This window comes from Bradyrhizobium sp. i1.15.2 (genome assembly GCF_040548425.1).
Lineage (GTDB): Bacteria > Pseudomonadota > Alphaproteobacteria > Rhizobiales > Xanthobacteraceae > Bradyrhizobium > Bradyrhizobium canariense.
In genome coordinates this window covers 1-21,130 of record NZ_JBEPRQ010000039.1, presented here as the reverse complement: position 1 = coordinate 21,130, position 21,130 = coordinate 1, and the positions used below count along the sequence as shown (strand labels likewise).

At 64.3% G+C, this 21,130-nt stretch carries 19 protein-coding genes; 13 read left to right on the top strand and 6 right to left on the bottom strand.

Annotated features, from left to right (window positions below):
* The first annotated feature begins 32 nt into the window (after positions 1 to 32).
* Both pdxR and ABIB80_RS36325 read left to right on the top strand, forming a co-directional pair.
* Positions 33 to 1,505 carry a MocR-like pyridoxine biosynthesis transcription factor PdxR gene (gene pdxR / locus ABIB80_RS36330; protein WP_007591864.1) on the top strand — a complete coding sequence of 491 codons (1,473 nt, stop codon included), beginning with the start codon at positions 33 to 35 and terminating at the stop codon, positions 1,503 to 1,505.
* 67 nt (positions 1,506 to 1,572) lie between these two features.
* Positions 1,573 to 1,821 carry a DUF6719 family protein gene (locus tag ABIB80_RS36325; protein WP_007591866.1) on the top strand — a complete coding sequence of 83 codons (249 nt, stop codon included), beginning with the start codon at positions 1,573 to 1,575 and terminating at the stop codon, positions 1,819 to 1,821.
* Positions 1,822 to 1,824: 3 nt separating this feature from the next.
* On the opposite strand, the gene ABIB80_RS36320 is transcribed toward ABIB80_RS36325, so the two are convergent.
* Together ABIB80_RS36320 and ABIB80_RS36315 are read right to left on the bottom strand one after the other, a co-directional pair.
* Complete coding sequence (locus ABIB80_RS36320; protein ID WP_007591868.1) at positions 1,825 to 2,187, bottom strand: hypothetical protein; 363 nt, start codon at positions 2,185 to 2,187, stop codon at positions 1,825 to 1,827.
* Between the two features lie 35 nt (positions 2,188 to 2,222).
* Positions 2,223 to 2,387, bottom strand: coding sequence for a hypothetical protein (locus ABIB80_RS36315; protein ID WP_007591870.1), 165 nt, complete (start codon positions 2,385 to 2,387; stop codon positions 2,223 to 2,225).
* 419 nt (positions 2,388 to 2,806) lie between these two features.
* Between ABIB80_RS36315 and ABIB80_RS36310 the strand changes: the two genes are divergently transcribed.
* A complete protein-coding gene (locus tag ABIB80_RS36310) occupies positions 2,807 to 3,016 on the top strand; it encodes a hypothetical protein (protein ID WP_007591871.1) in 210 nt (69 codons plus the stop codon).
* A gap of 53 nt (positions 3,017 to 3,069) precedes the next feature.
* Here the strand turns inward: ABIB80_RS36310 and ABIB80_RS36305 are convergent, their stop codons facing one another.
* Positions 3,070 to 3,618 (bottom strand): CreA family protein, encoded by a 549-nt coding sequence (locus ABIB80_RS36305; RefSeq protein WP_007591873.1) that lies wholly within the window; start codon positions 3,616 to 3,618, stop codon positions 3,070 to 3,072.
* Positions 3,619 to 3,826: 208 nt separating this feature from the next.
* On the opposite strand from ABIB80_RS36305, the gene ABIB80_RS36300 reads away from it, so the two are divergent.
* From ABIB80_RS36300 to ABIB80_RS36285, 4 genes are all read left to right on the top strand, one after another.
* On the top strand, positions 3,827 to 5,440 hold the full coding sequence (locus ABIB80_RS36300; protein ID WP_354129304.1) for a L,D-transpeptidase: 1,614 nt from the start codon (positions 3,827 to 3,829) through the stop codon (positions 5,438 to 5,440).
* A 92-nt stretch (positions 5,441 to 5,532) separates the two neighbouring features.
* A complete protein-coding gene (locus ABIB80_RS36295) occupies positions 5,533 to 6,102 on the top strand; it encodes a glutathione peroxidase (protein ID WP_354129301.1) in 570 nt (189 codons plus the stop codon).
* Positions 6,103 to 6,267: 165 nt separating this feature from the next.
* A complete protein-coding gene (locus ABIB80_RS36290) occupies positions 6,268 to 7,293 on the top strand; it encodes a polysaccharide deacetylase family protein (RefSeq protein ID WP_007591880.1) in 1,026 nt (341 codons plus the stop codon).
* 8 nt (positions 7,294 to 7,301) lie between these two features.
* Entirely contained in the window at positions 7,302 to 7,853 is a 552-nt protein-coding gene (locus ABIB80_RS36285; protein ID WP_007591882.1) for a dihydrofolate reductase family protein, read from the top strand.
* An 11-nt stretch (positions 7,854 to 7,864) separates the two neighbouring features.
* On the opposite strand, the gene ABIB80_RS36280 is transcribed toward ABIB80_RS36285, so the two are convergent.
* Both ABIB80_RS36280 and ABIB80_RS36275 read right to left on the bottom strand, forming a co-directional pair.
* On the bottom strand, positions 7,865 to 8,317 hold the full coding sequence (locus tag ABIB80_RS36280; RefSeq protein WP_007591884.1) for a DoxX family protein: 453 nt from the start codon (positions 8,315 to 8,317) through the stop codon (positions 7,865 to 7,867).
* Between the two features lie 323 nt (positions 8,318 to 8,640).
* A complete protein-coding gene (locus ABIB80_RS36275) occupies positions 8,641 to 10,950 on the bottom strand; it encodes an NADP-dependent malic enzyme (RefSeq protein ID WP_007591886.1) in 2,310 nt (769 codons plus the stop codon).
* Between the two features lie 245 nt (positions 10,951 to 11,195).
* On the opposite strand from ABIB80_RS36275, the gene ABIB80_RS36270 reads away from it, so the two are divergent.
* Complete coding sequence (locus tag ABIB80_RS36270) at positions 11,196 to 13,166, top strand: aq_1923 C-terminal domain (RefSeq protein WP_007591887.1); 1,971 nt, start codon at positions 11,196 to 11,198, stop codon at positions 13,164 to 13,166.
* 145 nt (positions 13,167 to 13,311) lie between these two features.
* Here ABIB80_RS36270 and aspS read toward each other — a convergent pair whose 3' ends face one another.
* A complete protein-coding gene (aspS, locus tag ABIB80_RS36265) occupies positions 13,312 to 15,084 on the bottom strand; it encodes an aspartate--tRNA ligase (RefSeq protein ID WP_007591888.1) in 1,773 nt (590 codons plus the stop codon).
* A 194-nt stretch (positions 15,085 to 15,278) separates the two neighbouring features.
* Here aspS and ABIB80_RS36260 point away from each other — a divergent pair, with 194 nt between their 5' ends.
* From ABIB80_RS36260 to ABIB80_RS36240, 5 genes are all read left to right on the top strand, one after another.
* Positions 15,279 to 16,757, top strand: a complete 1,479-nt coding sequence (locus ABIB80_RS36260) for a protein adenylyltransferase SelO (protein WP_007591895.1) — start codon at positions 15,279 to 15,281, stop codon at positions 16,755 to 16,757.
* 170 nt (positions 16,758 to 16,927) lie between these two features.
* Positions 16,928 to 17,779, top strand: coding sequence for a phosphodiesterase (locus ABIB80_RS36255; protein WP_007591896.1), 852 nt, complete (start codon positions 16,928 to 16,930; stop codon positions 17,777 to 17,779).
* Position 17,780: 1 nt separating this feature from the next.
* On the top strand, positions 17,781 to 18,731 hold the full coding sequence (locus ABIB80_RS36250; RefSeq protein ID WP_354129300.1) for a carbohydrate ABC transporter permease: 951 nt from the start codon (positions 17,781 to 17,783) through the stop codon (positions 18,729 to 18,731).
* A complete protein-coding gene (locus ABIB80_RS36245; protein WP_007591903.1) occupies positions 18,728 to 19,597 on the top strand; it encodes a carbohydrate ABC transporter permease in 870 nt (289 codons plus the stop codon). The genes ABIB80_RS36250 and ABIB80_RS36245 overlap by 4 nt, the downstream gene beginning before the upstream one ends.
* A gap of 11 nt (positions 19,598 to 19,608) precedes the next feature.
* On the top strand, positions 19,609 to 20,940 hold the full coding sequence (locus tag ABIB80_RS36240) for an ABC transporter substrate-binding protein (RefSeq protein ID WP_007591904.1): 1,332 nt from the start codon (positions 19,609 to 19,611) through the stop codon (positions 20,938 to 20,940).
* Positions 20,941 to 21,130: the final 190 nt, after the last annotated feature.

Genomic DNA, 21,130 nt, shown 5'->3' with positions numbered 1-21,130 from the left:
CCGCGGATTTGGTCTGCGATAGTGCCAATTCCATGCGAAAAATTCCGACCAATTCTGTCCCCTCGCCGGCCAAGGCCGAGCTGCCGCTCGACCTCGCGGGACCGCACATCACGGCTGGCGCCTCGTCGGCGCACCGGCTGTATCAGGCACTGTGCGAGATGATCGTCGGCGGTCTGGTGAAACCCGGCGAGCCGCTGCCGCCGTCGCGCACGCTGGCCAAACAGACCGGCTTTCGCCGCAATGCCGTCGTCACCGCCTATGAGCGGCTGATCGCCGACGGCTTTGCCGACGCAACCGTCGGCTCCGGCACGTTCGTCGCCGCGCGCATCCCCGCGCGCGCGGCCGAGCCGAAGCGGCCGAAGATCAGCGTCGAAACGCCGGGGCAAGGCGCGTTTTCGCTCGGCTGCACCCATATCGACGCGCGCGCCGTGCAGCGTTTCCGCGCCTTTGTCGGCCGTCGCATGCGCGCCTTCGGCGCGGAGCATCTGCACTATGGCGATCCCCGTGGCAGCCGCGAGCTGCGTGCGGCGATCGCCGATCATCTGTTGTCGGCGCGGGGCCTGCGCTGCGATCCCGATCAGATCATGCTGACGTCAGGCACGCTGCACGCGCTGCGCATCGTGCTGAGCGCGATCCTGAAGCCCAACGACCAGGTCTGGTGCGAGGATCCAGGCTACCCCGCTGCGCGCAGAACCATCGCACATTGCGGCTATCGCGCCGTGTCCGTTCCCGTCGACGCGCACGGCATGCGGGTCGCCAGAGGCCGCGCAGCGGCGCCGTCCGCGCGCGCAGCCTATGTGACGCCGTCGCACCAGTTTCCGCTGGGTGTGCAGATGTCGATGCCGCGGCGGCTCGAGCTGCTGGACTGGGCCAGGCAAGCCGGCGCCTTCGTGCTGGAAGACGATTACGACAGCGAATTCCGCTACGACGGCGCTCCGCTGATGTCGCTGGCCGGCATCGATCACCTCCAGCGTGTGATCTACATGGGCACGTTCGCCAAGACGTTGTTTCCAGGTCTGCGCATTGGCTATTGCGCCCTGCCCGAGCGCTTGATCGCGGATGTCACCGCCGCGCGGGCCGCCCTCGACCGCTTTCCCGGCACGCTGATGGAGGGCGCGGTGGCCGACATGCTCAATTCCGGCGCCTTCGCAGCGAACCTGAAGCGCGTCCGCAAGCTTTACCGCGAGGCGCGCGACGCGCTGGCTGGGACGCTCGAAGCCGCATCCGACGGCGTGCTGTCGGTGCCGGTCCCATCGCAGGGTCTGCACCTTGTCGCCCGGTTCGATCCCTCGGTCGATCTGCTGGTGGCGGCAGACGCCAAGCAGGCCGCCGGCGCCGAAGGCTGGCTGTTGGCCGACACTTATTCACGCTCACGTCCACTGCCCGGTTTCGTGCTGGGATTTTCCGGCCACGCGATTCCGAATCTCGTGGCATCCGCCGAGCGGCTCGCGCGGGAATCGCGAGCGGCCTTGCGTGCGCGGCGCAAGCCGGCCCGGCGGGCATGACGAACGTTCACTATGAGAATCGGCAGCCGCTCCCTACATTGCGGCATCCATGCCGGGAGCTCACACCATGCTGCTACGCCGCGCGACTTGCCTCTCGCTCCTGATCTTCATCGCGCTCGCCGCGACGGCGCGCGCAGGCTCGGTCGGGCGCGAGCAGGACATCGTCGATCTCAAGCTCGGCCAGCGCGTGCAAGTCGACGACGGAACTTGTCCCGCCGGACAGGTCAAGGAAGTGCGCGGCGCCAAGATGACCGACAAGGGCGTCGCACGGACCAGCACCTGCGTGTCGCGGTTTGGCCCGAAATCGAAGCGATGAGCGCTACTTTGCCGGGTCGAACATGCATTGCAGGGTCGGCTTGGCGATCTTGGTGAAGGTCGGGCCGATTTCGGTCTGCTTTGCGGCCGGCACCCAGTCGGTCTCGATCGTCGGCACCCCGGTCTCGCTGATGCCGCGCAGCAGGGCCTCGCGGAGATCGCGATCCTCGACGACGGCGGCAGCATGATCGTGCAGACAGCCGCAAACCTCTTCCGGATGCTCCCACCGCCCGAGCATCCGCGGCGCGCATTGCCTCACGAACTCGGTACGGGGATCTGGTAATCTGGAGGGAGAGCGCACCTGCGCCTGAACGGCACTGATCGTCAGAAGGGATATGAACGCCGCGGCGCAGATACGAGCAAGCATGATGGCCTTTATCGGCTGATTTTTCTTGTTGGCGATCAGAAGCGCGCGGCAACCACGATCGGCTGGGGCGCCGGGGTCATGATCGGCGAACCGCTATACTGGAAAGTGCCGATACCGGGGACATTTCCGTCCGGCGAGCCTGCGAACGAGGAGCCGGCGAGCACGAAAGCGAAAGCAAGGATGAGGCTGAGCGTGCGCATGGAGTTCTCTTCCGAATTCGGTGGCCGGCGTGCGCCGTCGTCGTTGTGAGGTTGATAACCATGGGCGGTTTCGCGCGTGATGCGCCAAAGCCGGAAAATGGTTTCATCTCCGTGAGAATTGTTTCGTCCCGTTCGGGGCGACGACATATTCGACGGAAAATCTCAATCTTTTCAGATGGGTCGTGCGCCTACCCAATGTGGCCTGGCAGGTTCCGGGCGAGTTCGGATGCGCGCCGGAACGCTGGCGCCGTCATGATCCCGCCTCACTCCCTTCACATGCGTTTTACGTTTTTCTGCTGAAGAGAAGCCGAACGAAGGCTGGGTACTGTCGAACCGGCGGCGCTTCGACTGCGACCCAAGCTATCGAGACCGAGGACGCCCGGGTATCGCCGAGCGCGTTCATGCGAGGAACGGCCATCATGACGGCGCAAGATCGCGCAACGACGCGCGATGCAGACCAACGAACGGACCGCCGGGAGCAACGGCCTGTTCGCAGCAGCGCCAATTCGCCCGGCGAAATGGCGCTGCAATCGAGCCGTGGCTTTGAGGCCACGCCGCAATCATTCGTGCGGCTGACCGGCTCGCATCTTGCAAAACCGCGCGCCAGCCGCGCTGACATCATCGAGTGAACGCAAGAGCGTCACTGTGAACGCAAACCCCTCACTGAGTGAACGCAAGCGCGTCACTGAGTGAAGAACTCTCCACACTTCTGGACGTTCGCGTCCGCCGGGCCCCACGGCATGACCGGCACTGTCGAGGTCGAGTTCTTCGGTGAACCCTCGATCAGCCTGTCCGAATAGACCATGTAGACCAGCACGTTGCGCTTGGCGTCACAGCCGCGCACGATCTGCATTTTCTTGAAGAACAGCGACCGTCGCTGGCGGAACATGTCGTCGCCCTGCTCCATCTTGTTCTTGAACTTGATCGGGCCGATCTGACGGCAGGCGAGCGAAATGTCCGAGACCTCCTCGGCAAGGCCCAGCCAGCCCTTGAAGCCGCCCTTCTCCGGCACCGTGAAATGACAGGCCACGCCCTCGACTTCAGGATCGTCGAGGCCGTAGGTCGCAAGCTTGTCGTTCGGGCTCATCCATTTGAACACGGTCGAGCGGCGGAAGATCAAATCCGGCTCGTCCGCGGCGAAGGCGGACGCTGCCGGCCCGGTCAGCGCTAGGAGGAATAAAGCGAGGCCTTTCAAGCGGATGCTGGAAAGACTGGGGAAACGAGATGACATGAAGTTCTCCGGTAACAAGTCCCAGCAATGTAGGCATCGGGCGACCGATCAGGAAGACGACCGGCAAGCTGACACGGCCGCCGTTTACCGCTCCGTGAGGCTTTTTTGCTACTCTTTGGACAAAATTAGCTGATCGCAGAACCGCCGTGCTGGTGAACGCGTATCCCCTCTGAGAGACTAACATCTGATTTGGATTATGGATTCGATGATGAACAGCGTGAACGGGTCTGGTTTTTCTGCCAAACCGGCGCGATTTTGGCAGGTCGCCGTTTTGACGGCGGCGGGTGCGATCGGCACGGCGAGCCAAGCGGACGCGGCGTTTTATTACTGGACGGATTATTCCGACGGGTCCTATGGCCGCCAGGAGCGCCATCCCGACGTCCCGCGCCAGAAGCCGCAGAAGCGCGCTACGGCCGGCAAGAAAGACCTTGTTGCCGAAAAGGAAGCCGGCACGAAACCGCAAGGTCCTCTCGTCATCGTCGTCTCGATCGATCGGCAGAAGGTCACGGTCTACGACACCAACGGCGTGTTCGCGGAATCCCCGGTGTCGACGGGCATGAAGGGCCATTCGACGCCGATGGGTGTGTTCAGCGTCATCCAGAAGCACAAATTTCACCACTCCAACATCTATAGCGGCGCGCCGATGCCGTACATGCAGCGGATCACGTGGTCGGGCGTTGCCATGCACGCCGGCGTGCTGCCGGGCTATCCGGCCTCGCACGGCTGCATCCGCATGCCGATGGCGTTCGCGGTGAAGATGTGGAACTGGACCAGAATGGGCGCGCGCGTGATCGTTTCGCCCGGCCAGATGTCGCCGCAGAACTTCTCGCATCCGCTGCTTGCCTCGGTACGCGTGCCGCCGCAACCCGCGGCCAGCCTGGAGCCGCAGACCAATGCCGGCGACAAGGCCGACAAAGGCGCGGCAAATACCACGGCCACCGAAGCAAAGCCTGTTGAAACGAAGACCGCCAGCGCGGACGGCGTGCTCGAGCTGCGCTCGTCGGTCGGCCACACCGTGATGTCGGATGTGACCACCGGATATGCCCCGGCCCGCGAGGAGGCCGCGGCATCGGACGACCAGACCGAGACAACGGCAAGGCCCGAGACCAAGACTGCAGAAACGGCGGACGCGGCCAAGCCCCAGACCGGAGACGCCGTGCAGCCCGCGAACACTGAAGCGAAGCCTGTCGAGGCCGCGGAGACGCCGAAGTCCGAACCCGCAAAGTCCGAAACCGTGAAGTCCGAGCCCGCGAAGACGTCCGATGCGCCGGCCATAGCGCAAGCGCAGGCGGCCACGCCCGACGTCAAGAAGGACGAAACCCGTATTGCCGATCCGGCGCCCGTGGCGAAACCTGAAGCGCTCAAGCGGGCGGGCCAGATCGCGGTCTTCATCAGCCGCAAGGATTCCAAGCTCTACGTGCGGCAGAACTTTGCGCCACTGTTCGACGTGCCTGTCACGATCGCCGCGAGCGATCGGCCGCTCGGCACGCATGTCTTCACCGCCGAGGTCGACAAGGCCGATTCCAATGCGCTGCATTGGTCGGTGGTGTCCTTGCCAGTGTCCGTCCGCTCTGCCGCGCGCGAAGACGACGGCCGTGTGACAGGCCGCCAGCGTGGCGCGGCCGTGATTCCCGTCGCCGCAAAGCCTGTGGTCACGCCGGACAGTCCGGCCGAGGCCCTTGACCGTGTCTCGATCCCGGCCGACACGATCGCGAAGATCAACGAAATGCTGACGTCAGGCGGCTCGATCATCGTCTCCGACCAGGGCATCAACCAGGGCGAGACTGGCGAAGGCACCGATTTCATTGTCCGCCTGTACTAGCGCGCTTCATCGCGGCAGATAACGCGGTGTTGACGAGGCCGCACGCAGCGGCGGGGTAACATGCGCGCCTGATCATTTCGGGGGACACCGTCATGATGAACCGCAGGACCATGCTCATCGCCGCCTTTGCAGGCACGCTGGCGCCGGCGGCGCGTGCACTGGCTGATGGCGGCATGAGCCGAATCTCCGCCTACGCCTTCTCTTTCCCGGCATTATCAGGCGACGACATCCGCCTTGCGGCCTTCACCGGCAAGCCACTGCTGGTGGTCAACACCGCTTCGCTCTGCGGTTACACGCCGCAATATGCCGGCCTGCAAGACATCTGGGGCGAGTTTCGCGAACGCGGCCTCACCGTCATTGGCGTACCCTCCAACGATTTCGGCGGACAGGAGCCCGGCGGCACCAGCGAGATCTCGGAAACCGCCCACCACCAATACGGCGTTACCTTCCCGATCGCGGCCAAGGCCGTCGTGGTAGGTGCGAAGGCGCATCCGTTCTACAAATGGGCGGCAGAGGCGCGCCCGCGAGAAGTTCCTCGCTGGAACTTCCACAAATATCTGATCGGCCGGGACGGTTATATCGCCGATGTCTTTGCATCTACGGTCGAGCCGGCCGACACGCGGGTCAAGACGGCGATCGCGAAGGCACTGGCCGACACTTGACGCCACGCGTTCCCAACCCGGTTGGGCACAATTGGGCTAGCGCGCCAAACAGCCGTTGCAATGGCGAGGGCCCACCATCTAGGCTAGGATCGTTAGGGGCAGGATGGTTTTGCCGGAGGCGAAAAGCCGCGGCGGAACAACGGGATCAATCTCGAGGACAACACCATGCGTGTGGCGGCAGGACTGATATTGGCAAGCGCGATGTCTCTGGCGATGACGGGCGCGGCATGGTCGCAGGCCCCGGCTGCAAAGCCCGCTGCCGCGACGCAGGCCGCACCGGCGGCAACACCGGCTGCGGCTGCGCCCGCTGCAGCTCCCGCACCCGCTCCTGCAGCAGCCGCCGCGCCGGCGGGCTTCGTCAATCCTCCCCCGCCTAAACAGGCGCCGCAGCCCGCCCGCGCCGCCTGCAACACGCCGGGCGCGCTCGGAGTCGCCCGCACCGTCGAGATCGACACCACGGGTGGTCCCGGCTTCGGCTTCGAGCATTTCAAGGAGCTCGATTTCCTGCGCGACCACGAGGTGGTGCTCACCTTCGACGACGGCCCCTGGCCCAAGAACACGCCCGCCGTGCTGAAGGCGCTCGCCGACGAGTGCACCACCGGCATCTTCTTCTCCATCGGCAAGCACGCGACCTACGAGCCGGAGATCCTCAAGCAGGTCTACGCGGCCGGCCATACCGTGGGCACCCACACCTGGTCGCACGCCAACCTCAACAACAAGAAGCTCACGGAAGCGCAGCGCAAGGAAGAGATCGAGAAGGGCCTTTCCGCGGTGAAATGGGCGCTCGGCGGCATTTCGCCCTCGCCTTTCTTCCGCTTCCCGGCGCTCCAGCATCCGCCGGAGATGGTCACCTATCTCGGCAACCGCAACACGGCGATCTTCTCCTGCGACATCGACTCCTTCGACTTCAAGGCCTCGAAGCCCGAGAAGGTGATCGAGACCGTCATGAAGAAGCTCGACAGCAAGGGCAAGGGCATCATCCTGATGCACGACTTCCAGAAGCACACTGCGGAAGCGCTGCCTGAATTGCTCAAGCGCCTGAAGGCCGGCGGTTACAAGGTGGTGGCGATGCGCGCCAAGTTCCCGGCCTCGACGCTGCCGGAATACGACCAGGAGCTGCTCAAGGACGTCAAGCTGCCGACGGTGAGCAACCGGCCGGTCAACAGCGTCGTGACGACGGTCTCCGAATAGCCGCGCCATTGTCCTTTCGGATCGAAGGCTACGTCATCGTCTCCGCGGACGGCATGCTCGCGGACGCCGACCATGTCATGCCCGACAGCCTGAAATTCGAAGGCGACAAGCTGTTCTTCGAGCAGGCGCTCGATCGCGCGGCACTGATCGTGCACGGCCGTCACTCGCACGAGCAGCAGCCGAATTCACCCAAGCGCAAGCGCCTGATTCTGACCCGCAAGATCGAGGCGCTGACCGTCGATCCCGAGATGCCGAACGCGACCTTGTGGAATCCGGATCACGCCAGCTTTGAGGACGCCTGCGCGTTCGCCGATGTCGCTTCCGGCACCGTCGCAATCATCGGCGGCCCCGTCGTGTTCGACATGTTCATGGATCGCTACGACACGTTCTGGCTGTCGGAAGCGCCGCATCTGCGGCTGCCCGGCGGCGAAGGCTGTTTTGTCGAAGTACCGGGGCGCACGCCTCAGGAAGTGCTGGCCTCACACGGGATGAAGCCGGGCGCGCCGTATCTGCTCGACGCCTCGCATGACGTGACTGTCACGCCGTGGCGCAGGATGTAGTGGTTTGACCGTCACACGTCCCCGTAGGCCGCCTCGGCCGGACGCGTAGCGCGGCCGTAGCCCATGATCATGAACAGCGCGCCGATGATGGACAGGTTCTTGAGCGCGTCGACCAGCATCTTGCCGTTGTCAGGGGGCACCTGGTTCCAGAAGTCGTAGAACAGGAAGGTCGCGACCGCGACATAGATGATCATCAACATCGCGAAGAAGCGCGCGCCGAAATTCAGCGCGATCATCACCCCCGCGATGATCTCGAGCACGCCAACCGCGATCGCCAGCAGCTGCGGCGTGGTCATGGCCGTCGCCGTCTCGATCTGCTTGGCGTAAGGCGCAATCATGTCGGGCACCACGACCTTGGCGGCGATGAAATCAACGGTCGCCTGCATGGCAAACAATCTTGCCGCACCCGTGTAGATGAACAGCACGGCGAACAGGATCCGCCCAAAAGTCACGAACGCTGGCATGATCGGCCTCTTTGCTCAGGCTTTTTGAAACCGGATTTTTGCGAAAGCATCGGGGGATTATGGAGAGTCGTGCGCCGGTTTACAAACGGGGAAATGGACGAATGCGAGTAATTCAATACTAGCGCCAAGAGCTTCTTCCCCTCTCCCCTTGCGGGAGAGGGTGGCTCGCCGCGAAGCGGCGAGACGGGTGAGGGGTTTCTATCGGCACGGACAACTCTCGAGATTTCGTCTCGCGCAGAGAACCCCTCATCCGGCGCTTCGCGCCACCTTCTCCCGCAGGGGGGAGAAGGCACGGCACCTGCCGCGCGGCTAGAGCCCCGCCCTTACGTAAACAACGTCGGCTGCTGCCGCGACGCGCGCTCCTGCGCTTCCACCACAGCCACCGCGGTCATGTTGAGGATGCCTCGCGCCGTCACCGACGGGGTGAGGATGTGGGCCGGGCGCGCCGGGCCGATCAGGATCGGGCCGACAGGAAGCGCGTCCGCCAGCGACTTGATCATCTGGTAGGCGACGTTGGCGGTGTCGAGGCTTGGCATGATCATGATGTTGGCTTCGCCCTCGAGGTTCGAGTGCGGCAGCACCATTTTGCGCGCAGCCGCCGAGAGCGCGGTGTCGCCCTGCATCTCGCCGTCGGCCTCGAGTTCCGGATGCTTCTCCTTCAGGAGCTGGGTCGCCCGGCGCATTTTGCGCGAGGATTCCGTGTCGTAGCTGCCGAAATCCGAATGCGAGACGAAGGCGATCTTCGGCTTGATGTTGAAGCGTTGGACGTGGACCGCCGCGAGCGAGGCGATCTCGGCGAGCTCTTCGGCGCTCGGATTGGGCCGCACCTGGGTATCGGCGATGAAGAAGGCGCCCTTGCTCGTGATCAGCAGCGCCAGCGCCGCATAGTCGCTGATCCCCGGCGTAAACCCGACGATCTCGCGGACATGGCGCAGATGGCTCATGTAGCGGCCCTCGACGCCGCAGAGCATGGCGTCCGCCTCTCCGCGCACCACCGCGAGCGCCGCGATGACGGTGTTGTTGGTGCGCACCACCGTGCGCGCCGCATCCGGCGTCACGCCGCGGCGGCCGGCGACCTCGACATAAGACTGCACGTAGGAGCGGTAGCGCGGATCGTCCTCGGGATTGACGAGGTCGAAGTCCTTGCCGGCCTTGATCGACAGGCCGAAGCGCTTGATGCGCGCCTCGACCACCGACGGGCGTCCGACCAGGATCGGCGTCGCCAGCTTTTCTTCCAGCACCACCTGGGTCGCGCGCAGCACGCGCTCATCCTCGCCTTCGGCGTAGATCACGCGCACCGGCTGGGTCTTGGCCTTCGCGAACATCGGCTTCATGACGAGGCCGGAGCGGAACGCGAAGCGCTCGAGCAGCGCAGTGTACTCGTCGAAATTGGTGATGGGCCGGGTCGCGACGCCCGATTCCATCGCGGCCTTCGCCACCGCCGGCGCGATGCGCAGGATCAACCTCGGATCAAAGGGACTCGGAATCAGCGAGCCCGGGCCAAACCCTTGCGTCTCCCCGGTATCGAAGCCTTGCGCGACCGCATCGGACGGCGCCTCGCGCGCGAGCTGCGCGATGGCCTCCACGGCGGCGTGCTTCATCTCCTCGTTGATGGCGCTGGCGCCGACATCGAGCGCGCCGCGGAAGATGAAGGGAAAGCACAGGACGTTGTTGACCTGGTTCGGATAATCGGAGCGGCCGGTGCAGATCATGGCGTCGGGACGCACCTTGCGCGCCTCCTCCGGCATGATCTCCGGCGTCGGATTCGCGAGCGCCATGATGAGCGGCTTGTCGCCCATCGCCTTGGCCATCTCGGGCTTAAGCACGCCCGGTGCGGAGAGGCCGATGAAGATGTCGGCGCCGCCGATCACGTCGGCCAGCGTGCGCTTGTCGGTCTTCTGCGCATAGACCGCCTTCCAACGGTCCATCGTGGTGTTGCGGCCTTCGTGAACAAGGCCGTCGATGTCGCAGACCCAGATATTCTTGCGCTGAGCGCCCATCGACACCAGCAGGTTCAGTGTCGCGAGCGCGGCGGCCCCTGCCCCCGATGCCACGATCTTGACGTCCGACAGGTTCTTGCCGTTCAGGCGCAGGCCGTTGGTGATCGCGGCGGCGACGATGATCGCGGTGCCATGCTGGTCGTCATGGAAGACCGGGATCTTCATGCGCTCCTTGAGCTGCGCCTCGATCTCGAAGCATTCCGGTCCGCGGATGTCCTCGAGATTGATGCCACCAAAGGTCGGCTCGAGCGCGGCCACGGTCTCGACCACGCGTTCGATGGTGTCGGCCGCGATCTCGATGTCGAACACGTCGATGCCGGCGAATTTCTTGAACAGGACCGCCTTGCCCTCCATCACCGGCTTCGAGGCCAGCGGGCCGATATTGCCGAGGCCGAGCACGGCGGTGCCGTTCGAAACCACGGCGACCAGATTGGAGCGGATCGTCAGCGTCGCCGCTTCCGCCGGGTTCTTGGCGATCTCCATGCAGGCGGCGGCGACGCCGGGCGAATAGGCCAGCGCGAGATCGCGCTGGTTGGCGAGCGGCTTGCTCGCCTGGATCTCGAGCTTTCCGGGGCGCGGCAGCCGATGATAGGCCAGCGCCGCCTGGTGGAGATCATCAGAATAGGACGACATGCGGTGTCTTGCCTCGCGTTACCGGCCTCAAACTACGTTGTCCTGACCGGCCCGCCTTCGGGTGGTATTTCCGGGTCATGGAAACGGGATGAAGCACGCCGGGCGGCCCGGTGGCAACATCCGATTGCGGCCCCATCAACAGGGCGCGCAGTCAAATATCTGATAGCGCTCACTTTCTCTGGACCGCGCGTTGCTTTGCGAATATGGCAGGTTGCGTCCTGCAACGCGAGCAACTGGAGCTGGGAATGAAGCGAATCCTGATCGGCCTGATCGTCGTGGCCGTGATGGCCGCGGGCGGATGGTTCGGCTTCAGCTTCTACGTTCAGCATCGCGTCGCCGCCGAGATCGAGGCGGCCTTCGAGCAGATCCGCGCCAGTGGCGGCAAGGCGAGCCACGGCAAGGTGGCGTTCGATCTCGTGACCCGGACGCTGACGATCGAGGATATCGCGGTTGAGCCTGCCAACCAGCCGCAGGCTCATGTCAAGATCGCCGCTATCAAGGGCGTCGGCATTCGCCAGGTCGAGGAGACACGCTTCGCGGCCGACAGCATCGATATCTCCGGCTTCGAGGTCGCGCTGGACGAGGTCGGCCCCGGCAAGCTGAAAGTCTCCTACAAGGTCCCGCAGTTGACCATGCGGGACTACGTCGGTCCCATTCATGCTCAGAACGCGCCGACGTCAGGCTCCCTGATCGACATGTACCGCTTCGCGCTCGATCAGTACGCAAATGTGACGGCTTCTTCCGTCATAGCGCCGACCCTCGCATTCGCCTTCGATGCGGGCAGAAGCGCCGGAGGTAGTGGCGAGGTCGCCTATTCGGGTCTCGCGATCCAGAAGCTCGCCCAAGGCAAGATCGCCGCGATCAAGGCGGAGCGCGCCAGCTTCACGATCAACGTGCCGCAGCCAGGCAAGGCGGACAAGCTGACTGGCGAGGTGTCCGACATCATCATCAATGATTTCGCTTCGACCGCGATCGCCGCCGCGCTCGATCCCCAGAAGGCGAACGACGACAGCTATCATCGTGTCTACGGGCAGATGTCCACCGGCACTTATGTCGTGACGTCGACGCTCGGCATCCGGATGCAGGTCGACGGGATCGCCATCACCGACATCGCGGTGCAGCCATCGAAATTCCGGCCGGCCGAGATCCTGGCGCTGCTTCCGGCGGACAGCACGGTCCCGCCGACGCCGGCGCAATCGCGCAATCTGATGGAAAAGCTCGCCGGTTTCTATGAAGGCCTTCGCGTCGGCAAGCTCGAGATCGGCACCATGTCGATGACGACCCCGCAAGGGACGCCCCGGCTCAGGGCCATCAGATACCAAGAAGGCGGGTTCGCGCTCGAAGGCCTGGATGCGCCGACGCCGCAAGGGCAAATCAAGGTGGAGCGCTTCGCACTCAAATCGCTCAGCATCACGAACCTGATGCGCTGGGCAGCGAGCCTCACCACTCCCGGGCGGGCGCCCTCGCCGGATCAGATGCTCGGGCTGTTCGGCGTGCTCGCAGGCGCGGAGATCAAGGGCGTGACGGCGCCGTTCAAGACCACCAAGGAGCTGGTCATGATCGACACACTGAGCCTGGACTGGGGGCAGCTCGTCGGCTCGATCCCGAGCAAGGCGCATGTGGTTGCCAAATTTGTCACGCCGGCCGATCCATCCGATCCAAAACAGCTTCCATTGATTGCCAGCGGGATCGACAAGCTCGCGGTCGACCTCGATCTCGGCGCTGCCTGGACCGAACAGTCCAACAGCTTCGTTCTGACGCCCGCGACGCTCGACATCGGAGGCATCGCAAGAGCGCAATTGCGTATCGCGCTCGGCAACGTACCACGCGAGGTGTTTTCGGCCGATCCCGCCCAGCTCATGGGCCAGGCGGCCCGGATCGAGGCGGGCACGCTCGAATTCTCATTGCGCGACAGCGGCGTCGTCGATCTCGTCGCGGCACAGTTCGCGCGCATGCAGAATGTCAGCCGCGATACCGCACGCCAGGCGCTCGTCGAGAGCATCAAGGCTAAACGCGAGCAAGTTGCTTCCGCCAATCCGGATGCGAACGCGGCCGTGGACGCGATCGCCCGCTTCGTCGAGACGCCGGGCCAGACGCTTTCCATCAAGCTGTCCCCGCGCGCCAAGGCACCGCTGATGCAATTGATGCAGCTCTTGCAAACCGACCCACAGAGCGCGCTTGCGCAGTTCAGGATCGAGGCGTCGACGGGGCTGTAGGGAACGACGCTGCGCGCGGGGATGGCAGTTGGACCGGCGAAAATCCCTCCCCGTCATTGCGAGCGAAGCGAAGCAATCCAGAGCCACTCCGCGGAAAGATTCTGGATTGCTTCGCTTCGCTCGCAATGACGCTGTGGAGACAGCCTCACTTCTGCGGCAGGCTCACCTTCACGTGCAGCTCGCGGAGCTGCTTGGGGCTGGGCTCCGACGGCGCGCCCATCAGGAGGTCCATGGCCTGCTGGTTCATCGGGAACAGCGAGATCTCGCGCAGATTGTTGGTGCCGCACAAGAGCATGACGATGCGGTCGACGCCGGCGGCCATGCCGCCATGCGGCGGCGCGCCGTACTGGAAGGCGCGGTACATGCCGCCGAAGCGATCAACGACTTCCTGCTCGCCGTACCCTGCGATCTCGAACGCCTTCACCATCGCTTCCGGCACGTGGTTGCGGATTCCGCCCGAGGCGATCTCGTAGCCGTTGCAGGTGATGTCGTACTGGAACGCCTTGATGGTCAGCGGATCCTGGCCCTTCAAGGCATCGAGACCGCCCTGCGGCATCGAGAACGGGTTGTGCGAGAAGTCGACCTTCTTGTCCTCCTCGTTGTACTCGTACATCGGGAAGTCGACGATCCAGGCCAGCTCGAACCGCTCCTTGTCGGTGAGGTTCAACTCCTCGCCGACCTTGTTGCGGGCCAACCCTGAAAACTTCCAGAACTTGTCGGGATCGCCGGCGACAAAGAAGGCGGCATCGCCTTCCTTCACGCCGATCTGCGCGCGGATCGCGGCGGTGCGCTCAGCACCGATGTTGTTGGCGAGCGGACCGGCACCCTCGCCGCCCTCGCGCCACATGATGTAGCCAAGGCCCGGCTGTCCCTCGCCCTGCGCCCATGAATTCATGCGGTCGCAGAAGGCGCGCGAGCCGCCACCCGGCGCCGGGATCGCCCACACCTGGTTCTTGGGGTCCTCCAACATCCGCGCGAACACCTTGAAGCCGGAGCCGCGGAAGTGTTCGGAGACGTCCTGCATCTCAATCGGGTTGCGCAGGTCCGGCTTGTCGCTGCCGTATTTGCGCAGCGCCTCGGCGAAAGGAATCCGGCGCCAGCCCTTGGTCACCGGCTTGCCCTTGGCAAATTCCTCGAACACGCCCGTGATGACAGGCTCCATCGCGGCGAAGACATCTTCCTGCGTGACAAAGCTCATCTCGACGTCGAGCTGATAAAACTCGCCCGGCAGGCGGTCGGCGCGCGGGTCCTCGTCGCGGAAACAGGGCGCGATCTGAAAGTAGCGATCGAAGCCCGACATCATCAGGAGCTGCTTGTACTGCTGCGGCGCCTGCGGCAGCGCGTAGAACTTGCCGGGATGGATGCGCGACGGCACCAGGAAGTCGCGCGCGCCCTCCGGCGAGGACGCGGTCAGGATCGGCGTGTTGAACTCGAAGAAGCCCTGCCCCTCCATCCGCCTTCGCATCGACTTGATGATTTCGACGCGCGTCATGATGTTCTGGTGCAGCTTCTCGCGACGGAGGTCGAGGAAGCGGTACTTCAGGCGGATGTCTTCAGGGTATTCCTGGTCGCCGAACACCGGCAGCGGCAGGTCGCCGGCCGGGCCCAGCACCTCGATCTCGCTGACATAGATCTCGATCTTGCCGGTCGGCAGATCGTCATTGTCGGTGCCTTCGGGGCGGCGGCGGACTTTGCCATCCATCTTGACCACGAATTCCGAACGCAGCTTCTCGGCCTGCGAGAACGCCGGCGAGTCCGGATCGACCACGCACTGGGTCAGGCCGTAGTGGTCGCGCAGGTCGATGAACAGCACGCCGCCATGGTCGCGAACGCGATGGACCCAGCCCGAAAGGCGGACCGTCTCGCCGATGTTGCTCTCGCGGAGCGCGCCGCATGTATGTGACCGGTAGCGATGCATGGTCGTCCCAAATTCAATGTCGGAGGATCGAATCGAACCGCCGAAACGGCCGGTCCAAAGTTGCGGCAGGGTTTACCTCGGGAGGACGGGGGCGGCAACCAAGGGAACGGCCCGTTTTCGGCTGGAAGTGCCCATTTTTGCCCAATCTGGGCTCAAGCCTTTGCCATCAGGCGTTCCACCCCTATCTTGAGGTCATGACAGTCCATTTCCCGTTCCAGAACTCCTATTCGGCACTGCCGGACAGCTTTTTCGCCCGGGTCGCACCGACGCCGGTGGCGGCGCCCCGGCTGATCAAGCTGAACCGGCCGCTGGCGGTCCAGCTCGGGCTCGATCCAGATGTGCTGGAGACCCCTGAAGGCGCCGAAATCCTGGCGGGCAAGACGGTTCCCGCCGGCGCCGATCCCATCGCCATGGCCTATGCCGGCCACCAGTTCGGACAGTTCGTGCCCCAGCTCGGCGACGGACGGGCGGTGCTGCTCGGCGAAGTCGTCGACAAGGACGGCATCCGCCGCGACATCCAGCTCAAGGGCTCGGGCCCCACCCCGTTCTCCCGCCGCGGCGACGGCCGTGCCGCGCTCGGGCCGGTGCTGCGCGAATACATCGTCGGCGAGGCGATGTTCGCACTGGGCATTCCGACCACGCGCTCGCTCGCGGCCGTCGTCACGGGCGAACATGTGCTGCGCGAGACGGCGCTGCCGGGCGCGGTGCTGACGCGCGTCGCCTCGAGCCATATCCGCGTCGGCACCTTCCAATTCTTCGCTGCCCGCCGCGACACCGAGGCGGTCCGCCGGCTCGCCGACCACGTCATCACCCGCCATTATCCGGAGCTGCTTGGCGCCGAGCGGCCCTATCACGCGCTGCTGTCCGGCGTCGTCGCGCGCCAGGCCGAACTGGTCGCACGCTGGCTGCTTGTCGGCTTCATCCATGGCGTGATGAACACCGACAACTCTTCCATCTCCGGCGAGACGATCGATTACGGTCCGTGCGCCTTCATGGATTCCTACAATCCGTCGCAGGTGTTTTCCTCGATCGACGAGATGGGCCGCTATGCCTACGCCAACCAGCCGCGCATCGCGCTGTGGAATCTGACGCGGCTTGCCGAATGCCTGCTGCCGCTGTTCTCCGACGATCAGGAAAAGGCGGTTGCCGAGGCCCAGGACATTCTCGGCGCCTTCTCCGAGACGTTCAGCGACACCTATCAGGCGGGCCTGCGCAAGAAAATCGGCCTGTTCACGGACCGCGACGGCGACGACGTGCTGATCCAGGACCTGCTGGATGCCATGGCCAAGAACCAGGCCGACTTCACCCTCACCTTCCGCAAGCTTGGTGATGCTGCGGCTGACGAGACCGGCATCGCCGACGTCCGCGCGCAGTTCATGGACCCCGACGCGTTCGACGACTGGGCGGGACGTTGGCGCGAGCGCACGGTCCTGGAGCCGCAAACCGGAGCCGAACGGCAGGCCGCCATGCATGCCGTCAATCCCATGTTCATCCCGCGCAATCACCGCGTCGAGGCCGTAATTCAGGCGGCGGTAAATGATGACAATTACGCGCCGTTCGAGGAGTTGGTGAAGGTGCTGGCGAAGCCGTTCGAGGACCAGCCGGACTACGCCGCCTACGCCGATCCCCCGCTGCCGGACCAGCGGGTGCTGCAGACGTTTTGCGGGACGTAGCGACGAACTCGGTGCGTAGGGTGGATTAGCCGAAGGCGTACTAAGCCGAGCTTGTGGACGCCTTCGCGCCACCGGAACCGCTGTCATCAAACTGAAACACTCGCACTCTAACGGCCTGTCAGGGTCGTCTTGCCGGAGGCGCCCACCCTCCAACGATCCTGACAAGTGCCATGCCTTTCAAGTTCATCCACATCACTGACACGCATCTCGCGAATCCCGGGCTGAAGCTCTATGGCCTCGACCCGCGCGCCCGACTGGATGCTGCGATTGCCGACATCAACAAGCATCACGCCGACGCGGCCTTCGCGGTCGTGACCGGCGACCTCACCCATTGGGGCGAGGCTGAATCCTACGCCAATTTCACCGACGCAATGGCGGCGCTGAAAATCCCCTACATCGCCATGGTCGGCAACCACGATCGCCGCGTCACCTGCCTCGATAGCCTGAAGGCGGCGCCGCGCGATCCCAACGGCTTCGTGCAGGGCACCCGCACCACTGAGCACGGGCTGTTCGTCTTCCTCGACACGCTGGACGAGACCAGCCATGCCGGCGAGATGTGCGCCAAGCGCCTCGGCTGGCTCGCGAGCACGCTCGCGGCCGCGCCGGCCGACATGCCGTTCGTCGTGTTCATGCACCATCCGCCGTTCACGGTCGGCGTCCATGCGATGGACGAAATCTCGCTGGCACAGAGCGCCGAATTCGCCGAGGTGATCGCACCCTATCGCTCGCGCATCCGCCACCTCTTCTTCGGCCACGTGCACCGGCCGATCTTCGGCAGCTACGGCAAGATCCCGTTCTCGACGCTTCGCGGCACAAACCACCAGGTCTGGTTCGAGCTCGACGCTGCCGCGGCCGAGCATCTCGCCAGCCACGAGCCGCCGGCCTACGGCGTGGTGCTGATCGACGGCGAGAACCTGGTCGTGCACAGCCACGACTTCCTCGACACCAGTCTGCGCTTTCCCTTCGAGCCACCGGCGGGAGTGGACGGCCGCGACTATGCGCTCAATTTCCCGGCGCGATGAGATGAGCTTCGCAGAACCCGCGGCTCTCCCGGTCGCGGCCTCGGCGCCGCCGCGCCTGCATATCCTGAATCGGTTTTCTCACCGCTTCAAAACCTCCCTGCCCGCCTATCTGCTGCTGCTGCCCTCGCTCGTGTTCCTCGCGCTGTTCACCTACGGTGCGATGGGCCGCGTCCTCGTCGACGCGCTCTATCAGCGCGCCACGCCCAGGGCGCCGGTTCGTTTCGTCGGTCTCGACAACATCGCAGCGGTGCTTGCTGACCCCGCCTTCACCGGCGCGGTCGTCAACAATCTCGTTTATGCCGTCGGCACGGCGATCCCGAGCATTGGCCTCGCGCTGCTGTTCGCGCTGGCGCTGTCGCGCACCAACGCGTTGACCAGTGCACTGCGCGCCGCGCTGTTCCTGCCGGTGCTGATCCCGATGGTCGCGGCCTCCGCGCTGTTCCTGTTCATCTTTCTGCCCAATGTCGGACTGCTCGACTATTACATCGGCCGTTTCCTGCCGGTGCTGCCGAACTGGCTCGGCGATTCCGACATCGCGCTCTATGCCATCATGGTCATCACGATCTGGAAGAACGCCGGCTATTACATGCTGTTCTTCCTGGCCGGCCTCCAGGCGGTGCCGGAAGATGTCATGGAAGCCGCCCATCTGGACGGCGCAGGGCCGTACCGGCGGCTGCGCCACATCATCCTGCCCGAGCTCAAGCCCACCTTCCTGTTCGTCACGGTCATCGCCACACTCAACGCGGTCACGCAGGTCGACCACGTCTTCGTCATGACCAAAGGCGGGCCGTCCAACGCGACCAATCTCGTGCTGTTCTACATCTACCAGCAGGCGGTCGAGCACTACGACATCGGCAAGGCCTCGGCAGCGACACTGCTGACGCTTGCGGCGCTGATGGGCCTCACCGCGCTCTCCTTCCGGACCATGGCGAACCGCGAGGGCGGGGCATGAAGCTGATCGGTAAGCTCTTCAAGGACGCCCCGCTCGCCACCCGCCGCGAGATCACGCCAAAGCTCGGCTTTGCGCTGACCGTGCTGCTCGCGGTCGTCTGGCTGATCCCGTTCCTGTGGATGGGCGTGGCGACGCTGCGCCCGGCATCCGACGGCATCAATCTGATGGCCGAGTTGATGCCGAGCCTGAAGCCGACGCTCGACAATATCAGGGACGCCTGGGAGATCGGCGATTTCCCGCGCTACACCCTCAACACTATCATGATCTGCACCGGCATCCTGTTGGTGCAGGTCGTCACGATCACGCTGGCGGGCTTTGCCTTTGCCCGGCTCGACTTCGCCGGAAAATCGCTGATCTTCTATCTGTTCCTGATGCAGCTGATGCTGGTGCCGGTGCTGCTGATCGTGCCCAATTTGAGCCTGGTGGCGCAGCTCGGCCTCTACGACACGCTCACCGGCGTGATGATGCCGTTCTTCGCTTCCGCCTTCGGCACCTTCCTGATGCGGCAAGCGTTTGAGGCTATCCCGACCGAGCTGGAAGACGCTGCCCTGATCGACGGCGCCAGCCTGCTCCAGCGCATCCGCCACATCTACGTGCCACTGTCGATGCCGAGCTTCTCGGCCTTCGCCATCATCTCCGTGACCAGCCACTGGAACGACTTCCTGTGGCCTCTGATGGTGATCAACTCGCCGGACAAGCGGCCGCTCACGGTGGGACTCTCGGTGTTCACCGCGACCGCGGAAGGCACGCAGGCCTGGGGCACCATCGCCGCCGGCACGCTGATGGTGATCGCACCGCTGCTCATCACCTTCCTGATCTTCCAGAAACGCTTCATCAGCTCTTTCGTCACCTCAGGCATCAAATAGGAGATTTCTCGATGCTGTTTTCCCGCAGGATCATGCTTGGCCTTGCCATTGCAGGCACTTTGGCAAGCGCCCTCACCTTCCCGGCGCTGGCCGAAGGCCCGACCGAGATCGACCTGTTCTTCCCCGTCCCCGTCGACGGCAAGCTCGCCCGCGACATGGGCACCTTGATCAAGGAGTTCAACGAGACCCATCCCGCGATCAAGGCGACAGCCGTCTACACCGGCTCTTATGACGACACGCTGATCAAGACGCGCGCCTCGATCAAGGCCGGCAAGCCGCCGGCTGCCGTGATCATGTCGGCGAACTTCCTGCTCGATATGCAGATCGAGAACGAGCTCACCAACCTCGATCCCTTGATCGCCGCCGACGGCACCACCAAGGAGCAGTTTCTGGGCCAGTTCTTTCCGGCGCTGCAGGGCAACGCGGTGATCAACCGCTCAGTCTACGGCGTGCCATTCCATAACTCGACGCCGCTGCTCTACATCAACGCCGACAAGGCCAAGGAAGCGGGCCTCGATCCGAGCAAGCCGCCGCAGACCTGGGCTGAATTGACCGACTGGGCCAAGAAGCTCACCAAGCGCGAGGGTGACAAGGTGACCCAATGGGGCATCGCGATCCCGTGCGCCTACGATTATTGCGGCTGGATGATGGAAACGCTCACCATGACCAATGGCGGGCGCTACTACAACGAGGAGTTCGGCGGCGAGGTCTATTACGACACGCCCTCGATGCTGGGCGCGCTGACCTGGTGGAACGACCTCGTCACCAAGCACAAGGTTCACCCGCCCGGCGCGACGCCTGGCCCGGCCGTCAGCACCTCCTTCATTTCCGGCAATGCCGCGATGATGATGCTCTCGACGGGCTCGCTGACCTATGTGCGTGACAACGCCAAGTTCGCCTACAAAGTCGCCTTCATCCCGCGCAACGTCCGCAACGCCGTGCCGATCGGCGGCGCCTCGCTGATCGTTCCGGCGGGCCAGGAAGCCGACAAGCAGAAGGCCGCATGGACGCTGATCAAGTGGATGACCTCGCCCGAGAAGAGCGGCTGGTGGAGCCGCGCCACCGGATATTTCGCCCCCAACATGGCCGCCTACAAGACGCCCGACATGGTCGAATTCCTGAACAAGAACCCGGACGCCAAGACCGCCGTCGAGCAGCTCGAGGTCGCAAAACCGTGGTTTGCGACCTACAAGACCGTACCCGTGCGCAAGACGCTGGAGGACGAGGTCATGCTCGTCCTCAACGGCAAGAAGCAGCCGAAGGAAGCGCTCGTGGCCGCCCAGAAGGCCGCGGACGAGACGCTCAAGCCGTACAACGCGGAGACGTCGCTGAAGCTGCCGTAAGGGCTTCGAAGCTTCGTAGGGTGGATTAGCCGAAGGCGTAATCCACCAAGGCAGTTCCGCGTGTGAGAAAAGTGGTGGGTTACGCCTTCGGCTAACCCACCCTTGTAATAGCGCGATCAGTTATTCTCGACCTGTTCCGTGAGGAATGGCCTGCCGCGGTTTGCACCCCGCGACAGGCCGCTGATGATCG